Below are 15,085 nucleotides of genomic sequence, written 5' to 3' on the forward strand. Positions count from 1 at the left end.
GCCGTCTATCTGCCGGTCGCAGCCGGCGGCGACGGCTCGCTGCATCTGACGGAGGCCTTTGGCGTTCGCGGTGCATTCAACCACAACTGGGACCCATATTGGTCGTCGAGCCTCTTCGGCTCGTATGTGGGCGTCCGCTATGATGGCGCGGCCAAGGCCTTCATTTGCGCGAACTACACCACGCCCGGCAAAGCCGTCAGTGCGGACTACGTCTGCAACCCCGACTTCAACTTGTCGCAGCTTGGTCTCATCACCCGCTGGACCCCGGTCAAGAACCTGACCTTCTCCGCCGAATTCATGTGGTTCCACCTCGACCAGAAATTCCAGGGCTCCGCGGTCCTTGGAGCTTCGGCCCCCAAGCCTACCGCGCGCTACGAGTTCAGCGATCAGGACACGTTCCAACTGCAGCTTCGCGCCCAGCGCAACTTCTGACGGGGTTGCATCGAAGCTTAGCCTGCTGATCGTGGCGGCCAATGGTGAACTGACACCGGCCGTCACTCGTGCCGCCCGCCGTGAACAACGCTTTTCGACCATCGCCTTCATCTCACGCATCGGCGCATTAGCCCGAGTGGCGCTTCGCATCTTTGGCGGGCGTCGAGAGTGAGACCGCTGATCGGACCCTCCATAACGCCAGAATGCCGGAATCGGCCTTGTTGTTGCGATTCATTCGCAACTACGCCGAGGCCGAAATGCGACCCTCGCAACTTGTAAAGCACCCAGGAAGTGCTTTACTGTTTGACATGATCAAATTGCTCCCGGAAACACCGACGGCGACCCTGCGCTATGCGCTCGCACCCGATGAAGCGGGCATCGCTGCGATCGAGGCGACGTTCGCCGCCTATGACCGGATGATGGCGATTCTCGCCGAGGTTGCCCCTGTCGGCGCCAATCTGGTCGCTCTTCATGCCCAGGCCTACGAAAGGATCCGGAAGGAGACCGATCTACCGGCGCGCCTCGTCACGCTCGGCTTGCGCGGCCGCGCCAACTACGTGCCGGGCGCGACCGTGCGTCGCATTCCGCTCGACGAGAAGTTGTTCTCGATCAAGGGACCAACTTCACTCACCGTTAGCACTGTCAAAGGACGCGTCTTGGTCCCATTCGAAGTGCCGGGATATCTTGCCGGCTGGGAAAGCCCCTTCCCGGCTCACTTGGTCTCGGACGGCAGGACTTATGAAATCCACATCGCCGTCAAATCGAAATCAACACCACCGGAGGAGAAGACGATGGTTCACGAAGGTATCCTTGCACGCATGGGACGGTTGCTGGCGGCCATCGCCAGCCAGACGCTCGACAACGCGGAAAACAGCAACAAGGTCGCCCTCGTGAAACAGGCGATCCGCGAGATCGACGCCGGCGCTGACGAGGCGCGCCATGCGCTCGGCAAATCGCGCGCCGAAGAATTCCGCCTCAAGCAGCGGCGCGAAGAACTCGACGCCGAAGTCGCAAGCCTGAACGAAAAAGTGCGTCTGGCGCTCACCGAGGGTCGCGAAGATCTCGCGCGCGCCGGCGTTGCACGACAAATTGATCTTGAGTCCCAGGGCATTGCACTCGAACGCGCGATGGATTTCGTCGAGCTCGAAATCGACGAACAGACCAAGGCGTTACAGGCGATGCTTGCGGCACGACGCGAAGCGGAATCCCGGCTTGCCGATCTCGAGAAAAGTCTCGCGCAGCAAGCGGTGCATGAAACCGGACGGGCTTCAGCCGCGACCAAAACTGTGAGTCCCGATCGGGCCATGGCGGCGATCGCGCGGGTGACGGGTGTGCCTGCCTCCAGCGTCTTCGCCGACAAAGAGCTCGACGAGCTCGATAGACTGCACCGCGAGAAGGAAATCGCGGCGCGGCTTGAAAGGATCAAGTCGCAACAATGAGTGCAATCGGCGACATTCTGCTCGCCCCCGACGTACGGCCCTTCGCGGTCGCGGCAGCAATCATGGTGGCCTTGGGCGGTATTGAACTGCTCACTACCATGATCGGATTTTCAATCAGCGAATTCTTCGGCAAGGATTTTTCTGTCGACGCCGAGAACAACGGCCTCAACGGTCTGTTTCTCTGGATCAATGCCGGCCGACTGCCCCTCCTGATCCTCATCATCCTGGCGCTCGGCATCTTCGCCATCGGAGGATTTTTGATCCAGGGCCTCGCTCACAGCGTGGGCACCGCCCTGCCGGTTTCGATCGTTGCACTGGCCGCCGCCGCCGCCAGCGTTCCTCTGATCAGAACCACAAGTCGCGGTCTCGCCCGCATCATCCCGCGGGACGAGACCTATGCGGTGAGCGATAGCGACTTTGTCGGCAAGGTCGCCACCGTGACCGTCGGTCCTTTGGATCAAGGACTTCCCGGTCGCGTCCGTCTCAAGGATGTCTTCGGCAATTGGCATACCGTGTCGGCGCGTGCCGCGAGCGATTCCGAGGCGTTGCCGGTCGGCGCCGCTGTCTTGCTGGTCGACCGTGACGCCAAGAGCTTTATCGCAATTGCCGCACCCGCCGACTTGATTGAACAACAAGCATCATCCAGCAAAGCATAATACAGGGCATAATCATGTGGGAACTTGCTGTACCCGTCGTCATTGGCGTCCTCGCCATCCTCGTCATCGGGTTGATGTTCGCCAAACTCTACAAACGGTCGACGCGGGATGAAGCGTATGTGCGGACCGGGCTCGGCGGCCAGAAGGTCGTGCTCGACGGCGGCTCGGTCGTTCTCCCGATCTTCCACTCGACGGCGGCGGTCAACCTGAAGACGCTCCGGCTCGAAGTCGTGCGCGGCGGCCCGGATTCCCTGATCACCAAGGACCGCATGCGCGTCGATATCGGTGCGGAGTTCTATCTGCGCGTCAAACCCGACACTTCTTCGATCGCGCTCGCGGCGCAGACGCTGGGCAGCCGCACCAACAACGCCGTCGAACTGCGCGAATTGATCGAGGCCAAATTCGTCGACGGCCTCCGCTCGGTCGCTGCGACCATGAATCTCGAAGAGCTCCAGGAGCAGCGAGCGAAATTCGTCAAGTCGGTGCAGGATGCGGTCGGCGCCGATATCGAGAACAACGGCCTCGAGCTTGAATCGGTGTCGCTGACAAGGCTCGACCAGAGTGACATCAAGCATTTCAACCCGAGCAACTTCTTCGATGCCCACGGTCTCACCACGCTGACCAACATCACCAAGCAGCGTGAGCAGGAACGCAACCAGATCATCCGCAATACAGAAGTGAATATCGCCCAGCAGGATCTGGTCGCGCGCCAGACCACGCTGACGATCGAGCTGATCAAGCGCGAGGCGGAGTTGGCCCAGCAGCGCGACATCGCCAACAAGACTGCCTCGATGCGCGCGGAGACGGCGCAAGCCGAGCAGACGGCCCTGCAGAAGGAAGCCGAATACCGCATCCAGCAGGAACTCGCGGTCGCCAACAAGCAGACCGAGGCCAACCAGGCCCGCGACACCCGGAAGATCGAAGCCGATCTCGCGGTCAAGCGGCGCACCACCGAAGCTGATCGTGAACTCGAGATCGTCGCGCAAGAAGCGGCGATCCTGGTCGCCGACAAGAGCAAGGACCAGTCGGAAGCGCAAACCATTGCCGAAACTGCGCGCGCGCTTGCGATCGCCGCGGAGGAAAAGGTCACGACCGCCCGAGCCACCGAAATCGCCGAACGCGACCGCATCATCAATGTGATCGCGGCGCGCAAGGTGGCCGAGACCGAGGCGATGCCGATCACGGTCATGGCACAAGCCGAACGGCAGGCCGCCGACAACAAGGCGGAAGCCACCAACGTGCTCGCCCAGGCCGATGCCAATGCCGCCACCACCCGTGCCGCCGGCGTCAGGGCGCTCGGCCAGGCCGAAGCGGAAGTCGCGACCTTGAAGACCGAAGCGCGCAACAGACTGAGCGCGGCGATCATCGAGTACGACCTCAATCTCGCGCGCATCAACGTCATCCCGAACGCGCTTGCGGAGGCCGTCAAGCCGGTCGAGAAGATCTCCGACATCCGGATCTTCGACACCGGCGGCATGCTCGGCCGCGGCGGCAGTGGCCATTTGAATGGCATTGGCGGGATAGGATTGGGCGACGGCCTCGCCGCGCAGTTGCTGTCGGTCTCCGCCTTCAAGCCGATGATCGACAAGATCCTGAGCGAGGCCGGTTTCCCGACGGGACCGGATGCGCTGACCAGCCTCACCAGCGCGTTGGCACAGCGGAAGGCGGAAGTGGGCGCCGCCGAGGAAGTGCCAGCGGCAACCAACGGCGCGGCGAGCCCGGCGCCAGCCGCTGCGTTGAGCAAGCCGGCGGCGGAAACGAGGGCATAGTCCCGAACCATCCATCGCATCCAACGGCCCGCCGTGTTCCCCCCACGGCGGGCCTCCTGCTTATCGGGAAACGGGTGGGATCGGAGAAGCTCAAACCACACACTTTGGCGGACTCAAAACTTCGACGGAAGTCTGCCATGTCCGCCCTCAAGACCCCTCACCTGCCTTCGACCTTCGGCCGCCTGGCCTGGTCGAACCTCGCCGCACAGTCGGCTGAGCAGATCGCGCTGGCCGCTGCTCCCATCGTAGCGGTGCTCCTGCTCGGCGTCGGCGAGGGCCAGACCGGCCTGCTGCAGACCGCACTGACGCTGCCCTTCATCCTGTTTGCGATCCCCGCAGGCCTGCTCGCCGACCGCTTCTCGCGGCGCGTCCTGATGGCGGGTTCCGAGGCGTTGCGCGCGGCGGCGCTGGCCGCAACACTGCTCCTAATCTTGCTCGGCCTGTTGACGCTGCCGCTGCTTTCGGTGCTCGGCTTCATCGCTGTGTGCGGGACGGTTGCCTACAGCGTGGCCGCGCCTGCGCTGGTACCGTCGCTGGTGACGCCGGATCAGTTGCCGACGGCGAATGCGCGGATCGAACTGGCCCGCACTGTCGCTTTCGCCAGCGGGCCGGCGCTCGGCGGCGTGCTGGTCGGATGGGTCGGTGCCGCGCCCGCCTTCGGATTTGCCGCCGCGCTTTCGGTGATCGCCGTGGTGCTGCTGGCCGGTATCCACGAGCCGGGCCGCGCGCCGGCGCCCCGCCGACATCCGGTGCTGGAGATCAAGGAAGGCGCCGTGTTCGTGTTTCGTCATGAGTTGCTGCGGCCGGTGTTCATCACCCAGTTCATCTTCAACACCGCCTCCTTCCTGCTGCTCGCGGTGTTCGTGCCCTATGCCGTCAGGCATCTCGGCCTCTCCGCAACCGGTGTCGGCACCACGCTCGCGATGTACGGTGTTGGCATGGTGGTCGGCGCGCTTGCGGCGACGCGGGTGATGCGGCGTCTTGCGTTCGGCACGGTGATCGGGCTCGGCCCGGTGACGGGCTTCATCGCCTCCACCATCATGGCGCTGACGACGATCGTCCCTACGCCGCTGCTTGCGGGCCTAAGCTTCTTCCTGCTCGGCGTCGGCCCGATCCTGTGGGTGATCTCGACGACAACGCTCCGGCAATCGGTGACGCCGCCTTCGCTGCTCGGCCGTGTCTCCGCCATCAACATCATGAGCTACGGCGCGCGCCCGCTCGGCTCTGCACTGGGCGCGATCGTCGGCGGGCTTTTCGGCGCGGAGACCTGCCTCTACCTTGCCGCGGCAATCTTCGCCGCGCAGGCGCTGGTGATCCTGCTGTCGCCGGCGGTCTCGCTCGTCAGGCAACCCGACATGGTCAGCGAACCGGCGGCGTGTTGATGAGAGAAGGACTCAACTGACCTCATCCACGATTGGAGAATGTTTTACGTCATGACCGGATGTCCAGCCATGACGGCAAAATTAGTGGCTAGTCTTTCCCGCTTTGTATGATACATGTCATTCAATATCCGAGCGGGAACACCATGACTGACCAGACTGCAACCCTTGATGCTGCCGCCGCATCTCGCCCCCGATCCTCCTCCGGCGTGCTGCAGATCGCGGTTCTGGCCGCGCTTGCGGCGACCGGCACGCTGGCCACCAACATCCTGCTGCCGTCGCTGCCGCAGATGGCGGCCTCGCTGAACGTGACGACCGCGGCCGTCACGTCGGCCATCACGATCTTTCTCGCCATGTTCGCGCTCGGCCAGCTCGTGGTCGGTCCGATCTCGGATCGCTTCGGCCGTCGCTGGCCGGTCCTGATCGGTTTCGCGGTATTCTTTGCCGGCAGCGTCTGGTGCAGCCTTGCAGAAGACCTCCCGAACCTCTTAATCGGCCGCGTCGTCCAGGCCGCCGGCGCCTGCGCAACGTCGGTGCTGTCGCGCGCCATTGCCCGCGACCTGTTCACCGGCGCCGCCTTGGCGCGGGCGATGGCGCTGATCATGATCGCGATGGCGGCCGCGCCCGGCTTCTCGCCGCTGCTCGGCGGCGCGCTCGATCACTATTTCGGCTGGCGCTCGGAATTCGTGCTGGTCGCGGCCTTTGCAGCGCTTGGCGCGCTCGCCTATGGCGCCGCACTCGGAGAGACCCATCGTTCGACGCGGATCCCGCTCAACCCCCTCGCCATCATCAGCACCTATCTCGGCCTGATCGCGGATCGCCGCTTCGTGGTGCCGACGGCAACCGTCAGCCTGATCATGGGGAGCCTGTTTGCGATGTTCTCGGCCGCGCCCCGGATATTGATCGAGGCGCTGCATTTTTCGCCAATCGAGCTCGGCCTGTTCTTCGCCGGCACGGTGCTGATTGTATTCGCCTCCGGCTGGCTCGCGACAAGGCTTGCGCCGCGCTTTGGCCTCGACCGCTCGATCAAGGGCGCGCTATTGGCAGCAGCCATCGGCGGGGCTGCCATGCTCTTCGTCTCGCTCTTCACCCCGAGCTTCCTGCCGTTCCTGACTGCGATGAGCGTGTTCCTGCTCGGCATGGGCATCGTCAACCCACTCGGCGTCGCGCAGGCGCTCTCGCCCTTCGGCGAAAAGGCGGGTGCGGCTTCCGCGCTACTCGGCTTCTGGCAGATGATGAGCGCGGCGATCGGGGTATGGCTCGCTGCGACCGTGCCGCACGAGGCGATGTTCGGGCTCGGCGTGGTGCTGACCGCTTTCTCACTGATAGCGGTCGTCCTGTACGCGCTGCGCACAAAGTAGGCCAGCGCGTAGCCCGGGTGGAGCGGAGCGCAACCCGGGACATCTGCGTCCGCGTTTGCGGCCGTCCCCGGGTTACGCTGGCGCTTCACCCGGGCTACAGATAAGGCGGAGCTAGCTCGCGAGGTAGCGCTCGTACTTTCCGGCCACCACCTCGTCCGCTGCAATGTCTGGATCGAGCGTATAGAGATTCTGCGCCCGGCTGATGCCGCGCAAGGCGAAGCGGCCGGTCGAAACCAGATAGTTCCGCCCTGCCCCATCCAGGCCATCCCGGAAGGCCTGCGAAGTCAGCAGCTCCCGGTCGACCGAGCTGCACATCGAAGCGATCCGGCTGACCTCATTGACCGCGGGCCCTACCACGGTGAAATCGAGCCGGTCCTCGCTGCCGATATTGCCATAGAACACCTCGCCCACATGCAAGCCGACATAGGCTGAGGTGGTCGGCCGTCCCTCGCCGGCACGGCGGGCGTTGAGCGCATTCAAATTGCGGCGGAAGCGGTGCTCGGCGCGGAGCGCGGCGCGCTTGGCGATCGCCATGTTCTCCTGCGTGAACATTGCCAGCACGCCGTCGCCGATCAGCTTCAGCACCTCGCCGCCGGCATCGTGGATCGCGTCGATGGAAGCCTGGGCATAATCGTTGAGGAACGGGATGATCTCGTCCGGCCCGATGCGCTCGCTGATCGCGGTCGAGCCGCGAACGTCCGAATACCACAACACTGCCTTGATGCGCTCGGTGACGCCGCGCGAGATGCGGCCGCGCATCACCTGCTCGGCGGTCTCGCGCCCCAGATAGACCCGCCCCAAGGTGCGTGCGATGTCGACCTGCGCTGCTGATTTCACCGCCAACCCAAGGACCGGCACCAAGTCGCGCAGCGCCGCCATGTGATGCTCGCCAAACCCCTCGGACTGGCGGGTGGTCCAGTAGGAGTAGAAGCAGTCCATCTCGCCGATCGTGCCGGCTTCGCCGAACCGGTGCACGAAGGAGATGAAATGCTTGTGGCCCTTTTCCGCGAGTTCGTTGATCATCGAGAAATCGAGCGTGGCGCAATCGGCCAGGTCGATCGCCATCTCGTCCTGCCCGCTTTCCAGCATGTGGTAGAAGGTCGAGCGCCGCCAGGTCTGGCTGGCATCGCCGCTGCTGGTCGAGCCGTATTCGAAAGCATCGCTTTCGTTGGTCTCGCTGTCGTTCCAGCGGAATCCGCGGCCTTCGAAGATCGGGTGCAGCGTGTCGATGAAGACGATGGCGCGCGACAGCGGCATTCCGGCCGCGCGGCAGCGTTCGCAGAAGCCGCGCAGCAGGTCGTTTTCGGGCAGGCCCGTCAGACCCTGTCTGACCAGCCAGTTCATCAGGCGCAGGCGGGGTGTGAGTTCCATACGCGGATTATGCCGGGCAATCATGTCGCGCGAAAGATCGGTCGGCGCTCCTCGGGCGCGACTTGACGACACTTCCGCGGCAGCGGCAAATGCGGGAACAACGAGGCAAGACAGAAACGCGACGGACCGATGAGCGCCCGGCAGCTTCCGATCATTCTGGCGCTCGGCACCACCCAGACGCTCGCCTGGGCCTCGAGCTATTACCTGCCCGCGGTGCTCGCTGATCCCATCGCCAGCGATCTCGGCATCGCGCCCAACTGGATCTTCGCCGCCTTCTCCGCCTCGCTCGTGCTCTCGGCCCTGCTCGGCCCCCGGATCGGCCGCCAGATCGACCTGGTCGGCGGCAGGTCCGTGCTGTCGATCTCCAATCTGACGCTGGCGGCAGGGCTGGTGCTGCTCGGCCTCACGGAATCCATTCCGCTGCTGCTGCTCGCCTGGCTCCTGCTCGGGATCGGCATGGGATATGGCCTCTATGATGCCGCCTTCGGCGCGCTCGGGCGCATCTATGGCGAGGCGGCGCGGCGCCCGATCACGGGCATCACGCTGATGGCGGGCTTTGCCTCCACCGTCGGCTGGCCGCTGAGTGCGTGGGGGCTGGAGACGATCGGTTGGCGCGATACCTGCTTTGCCTGGGCGGCGGCACATCTTCTGATCGGCCTGCCGCTCAACTGGCTGATGTTGCCGCCAATCCCCGGCGCCAAGGCCGCGGCGGCCAATGCGGTGAAGCCGCATATCCCGATCGACCGGCCGATGATCCTGCTGGCGTTTGCGTTCGCGACCGCCTGGACCGTCACCGGCGCGATGGCGGCGCACTTCCCGCGCATCCTGGAAGCGGCCGGCGCGACCCCGGTGCAGGCAATCGCCGCCGGCGCCCTGATCGGGCCGGCCCAGGTCGGCGCGCGCACGATCGAGGCGTGGCTGCTCAGCCGCTACCACCCGCTGCTTTCGACCGAATTGGCCTGTCTCGGTCATCCGATTGGCGCCGCGATCGTGGCGATCGCCGGCGGCGGCGCGGCAAGCGTCTTCGCGCTTTGCCACGGCGCCGGCAACGGCATCCTGACCATTTCGCGCGGCACCCTCCCGCTCGCGATCTTCGGCGCGCAGAATTACGCCTACCGCCTCGGCATCATCGGCGCCCCGGCCCGGATGGCGCAGGCGGCGGCCCCGTTGCTGTTCGGGCTGTTGCTCGAGCGCATGGGCAATGGCATCCTGATCGTCTCCTCCGGGCTCAGTCTCGCGGCGCTCGGCGCACTGCTCCTGCTGCGCGACACCAAGCCGACACCACAATAGGCAGCCACTCCATCTGCTCCATCACTCATAAAACGCCGGTGCCATCTTCAGGCTATCGCGCTGGGCCTTGTCGTGATTGATCCAGAGTTGCGCCTTCTCTTTCGTGAGCGTCTCCGCGATCTTCTGCATCGAGGCCGTCGTCTGCTCCTTGCTGGCATTCATCGACGGCACCCGGCGGTTATCCCAGTTGTCCCTGAAGTGAACGGCGTCGCCCGAAAGTACGACCGCCCCGGTCTTCGGCAGTTTCACCAACAGCGACTGGTGGCCCGGCGTGTGCCCGGGCGTCGACAGGATCACCACATTGCCGTCACCAAACACATCGCGGTCGCCGTCCAGCTTGGTCACCGGATGCTCCGCCTTGAAGCGCGGCTGGTTGTCGGCACCGGGCCAATCATATTCGGCTTTCTGCACATAGAGCATCGCGGTCGGGAACATCTCCACATTGCCGATGTGGTCGGGATGGGTATGCGAGACCGCCATCGCCTTGATGTCGGACGGCTTCACGCCGATCTGGTCGAGCTGCGCGGCCAGCGTCTTGGGACGCCGCCAGGTCACCGCTTTCGGATCCGGCGGCACGAGCCCGTCGGGCATGCCCGCCACCGCGTCGGGAATACCGGTATCCCACAGGAACCACCCTTGCGCGTGCTTGATCAGATAGCAGTTGTCGACGAAATCCATCGACTTGCCTTCGTTGACACCGGGCGACCAGCGCGAGATGTCGCCCGCAACACCCTCTCCGCAATTGAGGATGTAAAGCTTCTCGACGCCGGGCTTTTCCGATTGCGCCCGCGCAGGACCCGCAGCCGCCGCAACCGACAGCAACACCACCGCAACACCGATTGTTGTCTTCACGTTCTGCTCCCTCGACCAATCGACCCCAGCGTTCGAGGAAGGAATATTACGTCATCGCCAGCGGCAATCGTCGCCATTGACGGTCTTTTGATCTCTCAAGCGGCGTGCGCCGGCTCGTGATGCGGACACGTCTCGACCTCGATCGTGACATGGCTGAGACCGTGCAGGCCGCCGAGGCGGCGCTTGTAGGTCGCGGGCGGCAGCGGATGGTCGGAGACAACCGAGATCACCGCCGCGCGATGACCGGGGCCAACCTGCCACAGATGCAGATCGGTGACGCGGTCGCCCTTGGTCTCGAGCCGGTCGCGAATGACCGCCTCGAGCTTCTTGTCGGCGCTGACGTCGAGCAGGATCGCGCCTGACGCCTTGATCAGGCCATAGGCCCAGCTCGCGATCACGGCGCTGCCGATGATCCCGACTGCCGGATCGGCCCACACCCACCCCGCGGACATCGCAACCAGCAGCGCCGCGATGGCGAGGATGGAGGTTGCGGCATCCGCCATCACGTGGACATAGGCCGCTCGAAGATTGTTGTCGTGATGGTGATGATGGTGGTCGTCATGGTCATGAGAATGGCCATGACCGTGATGATGGTCGTGGTCGTCTCGCAGCAGCCAGGCGCTGGTGAGGTTGACGGCAAGTCCGAGCACCGCAACCGAGATCGCCTCGCCATAGGCAATGGACACCGGATGGAACAGCCGGTCCACGCTTTCCCAGGCGACCTGCACGGCGATCATCGCCAGGATGATCGCGCTGGCAAAGGCGGCGAGATCGCCGAACTTGCCGGTGCCGAAACTGAAGTGCTCGTTGCCCAACTGGCGCCGTGCGAACAGATAGGCCAGCCCGGCAATGCCCAGCGCCGCCGCATGCGTTCCCATGTGCCAGCCGTCGGCGAGCAGCGCCATCGAGCCGGACCACCACCCCGCCGTGATCTCCCCGATCATCATGACCGTGGTGAGCGCCACCACCAGCCAGGTGCGCCGTTCGTTATGGGCGTGCGTCGCTCCCAGGAACGCGTGATCGTGGGTCCACTGTTCGATCGAATGCGAATGCATGGTTCATCTCCGGATAGTCCGCCCGTCGAATATAGCGATTGCGACGGACGGCCGTTAGACTAGTTCCTCGGGCGCGAGTTTACAGGCGGCGCCGTCGGCCTCGACCTGCAGCGTCGCATGATGGATCTTGAAGCGGTGCGAGAGCTCCGTGCAGACGCGGTGCAGGAACGCATCGTCATGTCCGCCCGGCCGCACCAGATGGGCGGTCAGCGCCGTCTCGTTGGTGCTCATGGCCCAGATGTGCAGATCGTGCACCTCCGAGACGCCATCGAGCGTGCGCAGAAAATCCCTCACCTCGACCAGTTCGATGCCCCTCGGCACCGCATCGAGCGCGAGGTTGACGCTATCGCGCATCAGACCCCAGCCGCTGACCAGCACGACGATCGCGATGACGAGGCTGATTGCCGGGTCGATCCACAACCATCCCGTCGACATGATCAGCAGGGCGGCGATGACGACGCCCAGCGAGACGCTGGCATCGGCGGCCATATGGAGATAGGCGCCGCGGATGTTGAGGTCGCCGTGCCGGCCGCGCATGAACAGCAGCGCCGTGCCGCCATTGACGAGGATGCCGAGCGCCGCGACCCAGACCACCGTCCAGCCCGCCACCTCGGCCGGCTCGCGCAGCCGGTTGACCGCCTCCACCGCGATGCCGCCGACCGCGACCAGCAGGAGCCCGGCATTGAACAGCGCGGCGAGGATCGAGGCGCGGCGATAGCCGTAAGTATGCGTCTCCGTCGGCCGCCTTCCCGCAAGCCACGCCGCGCCCCATGCCAGCAGCAGCGAGAACACGTCGGAAAGATTGTGGACGGCATCGGAGATCAGCGCCAGCGAATTGGCGGCATAGCCGAACACCAGCTCGGCGATCACGAAGGCGGTGTTGAGCGATGCGCCAATGGCAAACGCCCGGCCAAAATCATCCGGGGCATGGCTGTGCCCGGCATGATCATGCGCATGGGAGTGATCGTGATGTTGATGCGCCATGGGAAGAATTTATAGCGCGCCGATTTACGAATACTATTACAGCAATTTCGCTGTCGTTCCGGCCTTGAGCCGGGACCATAACCACCGCTGGCGATTGTTGAAGCGAGAAAACGTAGCCCGGATGGAGCGAAGCGTAATCCGGGACTATCTCGACGCGGATGGGCCGGCCCCGGATTGCGCTTCGCTCCATCCGGGCTACAACAGCCAGCCACTACTCGATCCCGCGGTTGAACTTGTTCGACTTCGGCAGACCGTGCGCGAGGCGGCCGGCGTCGGCGCGGTTGCCGCGCCAGTCGGCGAGCTCCTTCATGCTCATGCCATGCTCGCGGCCTGCGGAGTCCTTCCAGGTCAGGCCCGCCTTGGAATCGAACACCGCGACGTCGGACAGCGAGGCGCTGGTGTATTTCTGCAACCGCACGCCGCGGCCGCGGGCCATTTCCGGCACCTGGTCAAGCGGGAACAGCACCATCTTGTGGTTGGTGCCGATCACCGCCACGGTGTCGCCTGCGACGGTTGCGAGCGTGCGCGCCTCGTTCGGCATATCGACATTCAGCACCTGCTTGCCCTTGCGGGTGGTGCCGACGCAATCGTCCTCATTGACGACGAAGCCCTGCCCTTCGCTGCTCGCGACTAGGAATTTGCGGCCGCCCTTGTTGACGAACAGCGACACGATCGCGGCATCTTGCTCCATGTCGATGAACATGCGGATCGGCTCGCCATGGCCGCGGCCGCCCGGCAGCTTTGCCACATCGAGCGAGTAGAATTTCCCGTTTGTGGCGAACAGCAGGAGCTTCGACGTGGTCTCGGCAAAGAAGGCATGATCGAGCTTGTCGTCGGTCTTGAAGGCAAGGCCCGAGAGATCGGCAACATGCCCCTTGAGCGTACGCACCCAGCCCTTCTCGGAGATCACGACGGTGACCGGCTCGCGCTCGACGAAGGCTTCTTCGATCGCGGCGAGATCATGCTCGGGCGCATCCGCAAAGGTGGTACGGCGCTTGCCGAGCGGCGTCTTCGGCCCGAACATATCGCGGACCTTCCGCACCTGCTCGCCGACCTTGGCCCATTGCTCGGTCTCGGAGCGGAGCAGCGACTCGATGCCCTTCAGCTCCTTGCGGAGGTCCTTCTCCTCGGTCCGGATCTCGATCTCCTCCAGCTTGCGCAGAGAGCGCAGGCGCATGTTGAGGATGGCTTCGGCCTGGATCTCGGTGAGCTTGAAGGTCTTCATCAGCACCGGCTTCGGCTCGTCCTCCGTGCGGATGATCTTGATCACCTTGTCGATGTTCAGATAGGCGATCAGGTAGCCGCCGAGGATTTCCAACCGGTTCTCGATCTGGCCCTTGCGGTAGTTGGAGCGGCGCACCAGCACATCGCGCAGATGGTCGAGCCACTCGCGAAGGCACTCGGCGAGGCCCACCACCTTGGGGATGCGGCCCTTGACCAGCACGTTGAGGTTCAGCGAAATCTTGCTTTCCAGCTCGGTCAGCCGGAACAGCGATTCCATCATCAGCTCAGGGTCGACCGTGCGTGACTTCGGCTCGATCACGAGACGGATGTCCTCGGCCGATTCGTCCCTGACGTCGCCGACCAGCGGCAGCTTCTTCTCGTTAAGCAGCTCGGCGATCTTCTCGACCAGGCGCGATTTCTGCACCAACCAAGGGATTTCGGTGATCACGATCACCCAGGTGCCGCGCGCACCCTCTTCCTGTTTCCAGCGCGCGCGGGTGCGGAACGAGCCGCGGCCGGTGGTGTAGGCCTCGGTGATCGCTTCCTTGGAATCGATGATGATGCCGCCGGTCGGGAAATCCGGTCCCTTGACCCACCGCAACAGGGCCTTCGACTTGGCGTCGGGCTTCTCGATCAGATGTAGCGCGGCGTCGCACAGCTCGGCGGCGTTGTGCGGCGGGATCGAGGTCGCCATGCCCACCGCGATGCCTTGCGAACCGTTGGCGAGTAGGTTCGGGAAGCCGCCCGGCAGAACCACCGGCTCCTTCGACTGGCCGTCGTAGTTGGCGCGGAACTCGACGCCGTCCTCGTCGATGCCCTCGAGCAGCAGCCGCGCGACATCGGTCATGCGCGCTTCGGTGTAGCGGTAGGCAGCCGGGTTATCGCCGTCGATATTGCCGAAATTGCCCTGGCCGTCGACCAGCGGATAGCGCGAGGAGAAATCCTGCGCGAGGCGCACCATGGCGTCGTAGATCGCCTGGTCGCCATGCGGATGGAACGAGCCCATCACGTCGCCGACGATCTTCGCCGATTTCTTGAACGGCGAGCCCGGATCGAGGCGCAGCAGCCGCATCCCGTAAAGGATGCGCCGGTGCACCGGCTTCAGCCCGTCACGGGCGTCCGGCAGCGCGCGATGCATGATGGTCGAGAGCGCGTAAGCGAGATAGCGCTCTTCCAGCGCATCGCGCAGCGGTACCTCGTGAACCTCTGGCGGTTCCGGCGGAATCAGTGCTTTTCCCATGCCGACGGGTTAACCGCTTCGGGCGAATCGGGC

Annotated in this window: 12 protein-coding genes; 7 read left to right on the forward strand and 5 right to left on the reverse strand. The window is 64.4% G+C overall.

Annotated elements, in window-relative coordinates; translation table 11 throughout:
• The 6 genes from OZ411_RS29305 to OZ411_RS29330 all read left to right on the forward strand — a co-directional run.
• On the forward strand, positions 1–432 hold a 432-nt coding region (locus OZ411_RS29305), incomplete at its 5' end, for a porin (protein WP_282530751.1).
• 308 nt (positions 433–740) lie between these two features.
• Positions 741–1,871, forward strand: a complete 1,131-nt coding sequence (locus tag OZ411_RS29310; RefSeq protein ID WP_282530792.1) for a PspA/IM30 family protein — start codon at positions 741–743, stop codon at positions 1,869–1,871.
• Positions 1,868–2,527: an OB-fold-containig protein gene (locus tag OZ411_RS29315; RefSeq protein ID WP_282530752.1), complete on the forward strand. Its 660-nt coding sequence runs from the start codon at positions 1,868–1,870 to the stop codon at positions 2,525–2,527. The genes OZ411_RS29310 and OZ411_RS29315 overlap by 4 nt, the downstream gene beginning before the upstream one ends.
• An 11-nt stretch (positions 2,528–2,538) precedes the next feature.
• On the forward strand, positions 2,539–4,296 hold the full coding sequence (locus OZ411_RS29320; RefSeq protein ID WP_282530793.1) for a flotillin domain-containing protein: 1,758 nt from the start codon (positions 2,539–2,541) through the stop codon (positions 4,294–4,296).
• Positions 4,297–4,433: 137 nt separating this feature from the next.
• Positions 4,434–5,678, forward strand: coding sequence for an MFS transporter (locus tag OZ411_RS29325; protein ID WP_282530753.1), 1,245 nt, complete (start codon positions 4,434–4,436; stop codon positions 5,676–5,678).
• A gap of 143 nt (positions 5,679–5,821) precedes the next feature.
• Positions 5,822–7,036: a Bcr/CflA family efflux MFS transporter gene (locus OZ411_RS29330; RefSeq protein WP_282530754.1), complete on the forward strand. Its 1,215-nt coding sequence runs from the start codon at positions 5,822–5,824 to the stop codon at positions 7,034–7,036.
• 111 nt (positions 7,037–7,147) lie between these two features.
• Here OZ411_RS29330 and OZ411_RS29335 read toward each other — a convergent pair whose 3' ends face one another.
• Complete coding sequence (locus tag OZ411_RS29335; protein WP_282530755.1) at positions 7,148–8,407, reverse strand: adenylate/guanylate cyclase domain-containing protein; 1,260 nt, start codon at positions 8,405–8,407, stop codon at positions 7,148–7,150.
• Positions 8,408–8,536: 129 nt separating this feature from the next.
• Here OZ411_RS29335 and OZ411_RS29340 point away from each other — a divergent pair, with 129 nt between their 5' ends.
• A complete protein-coding gene (locus OZ411_RS29340) occupies positions 8,537–9,697 on the forward strand; it encodes an MFS transporter (protein WP_282530756.1) in 1,161 nt (386 codons plus the stop codon).
• Between the two features lie 21 nt (positions 9,698–9,718).
• Here OZ411_RS29340 and OZ411_RS29345 read toward each other — a convergent pair whose 3' ends face one another.
• The 4 genes from OZ411_RS29345 to parC all read right to left on the reverse strand — a co-directional run bounded on the left by OZ411_RS29345 (position 9,719) and on the right by parC (position 15,052).
• Positions 9,719–10,537: an N-acyl homoserine lactonase family protein gene (locus tag OZ411_RS29345; protein ID WP_282530794.1), complete on the reverse strand. Its 819-nt coding sequence runs from the start codon at positions 10,535–10,537 to the stop codon at positions 9,719–9,721.
• 107 nt (positions 10,538–10,644) lie between these two features.
• Entirely contained in the window at positions 10,645–11,604 is a 960-nt protein-coding gene (dmeF, locus tag OZ411_RS29350; RefSeq protein ID WP_282530757.1) for a CDF family Co(II)/Ni(II) efflux transporter DmeF, read from the reverse strand.
• A 54-nt stretch (positions 11,605–11,658) separates the two neighbouring features.
• The gene (locus OZ411_RS29355) at positions 11,659–12,588 is read right to left on the reverse strand and encodes a cation diffusion facilitator family transporter (protein WP_282530758.1); all 930 of its coding nucleotides are present in this window, start codon (positions 12,586–12,588) and stop codon (positions 11,659–11,661) included.
• 211 nt (positions 12,589–12,799) lie between these two features.
• Positions 12,800–15,052: a DNA topoisomerase IV subunit A gene (parC, locus tag OZ411_RS29360; protein WP_130581855.1), complete on the reverse strand. Its 2,253-nt coding sequence runs from the start codon at positions 15,050–15,052 to the stop codon at positions 12,800–12,802.
• Positions 15,053–15,085: the final 33 nt, after the last annotated feature.

The organism is Bradyrhizobium sp. Arg237L, assembly GCF_029990105.1.
Taxonomy (GTDB): Bacteria; Pseudomonadota; Alphaproteobacteria; order Rhizobiales; family Xanthobacteraceae; genus Bradyrhizobium.

Bases quoted from the DNA above. Each gene is read 5' to 3' on its own strand.
- dmeF (WP_282530757.1), bottom strand. From the start codon at position 11,604: ATGCATTCGCATTCGATCGAACAGTGGACCCACGATCACGCGTTCCTG.
- OZ411_RS29340 (WP_282530756.1), top strand. From the start codon at position 8,537: ATGAGCGCCCGGCAGCTTCCGATCATTCTGGCGCTCGGCACCACCCAG.
- OZ411_RS29310 (WP_282530792.1), top strand. From the start codon at position 741: ATGATCAAATTGCTCCCGGAAACACCGACGGCGACCCTGCGCTATGCG.
- OZ411_RS29325 (WP_282530753.1), top strand. From the start codon at position 4,434: ATGTCCGCCCTCAAGACCCCTCACCTGCCTTCGACCTTCGGCCGCCTG.
- OZ411_RS29355 (WP_282530758.1), bottom strand. From the start codon at position 12,588: ATGGCGCATCAACATCACGATCACTCCCATGCGCATGATCATGCCGGG.
- parC (WP_130581855.1), bottom strand. From the start codon at position 15,052: ATGGGAAAAGCACTGATTCCGCCGGAACCGCCAGAGGTTCACGAGGTA.
- OZ411_RS29315 (WP_282530752.1), top strand. From the start codon at position 1,868: ATGAGTGCAATCGGCGACATTCTGCTCGCCCCCGACGTACGGCCCTTC.
- OZ411_RS29330 (WP_282530754.1), top strand. From the start codon at position 5,822: ATGACTGACCAGACTGCAACCCTTGATGCTGCCGCCGCATCTCGCCCC.
- OZ411_RS29335 (WP_282530755.1), bottom strand. From the start codon at position 8,407: ATGGAACTCACACCCCGCCTGCGCCTGATGAACTGGCTGGTCAGACAG.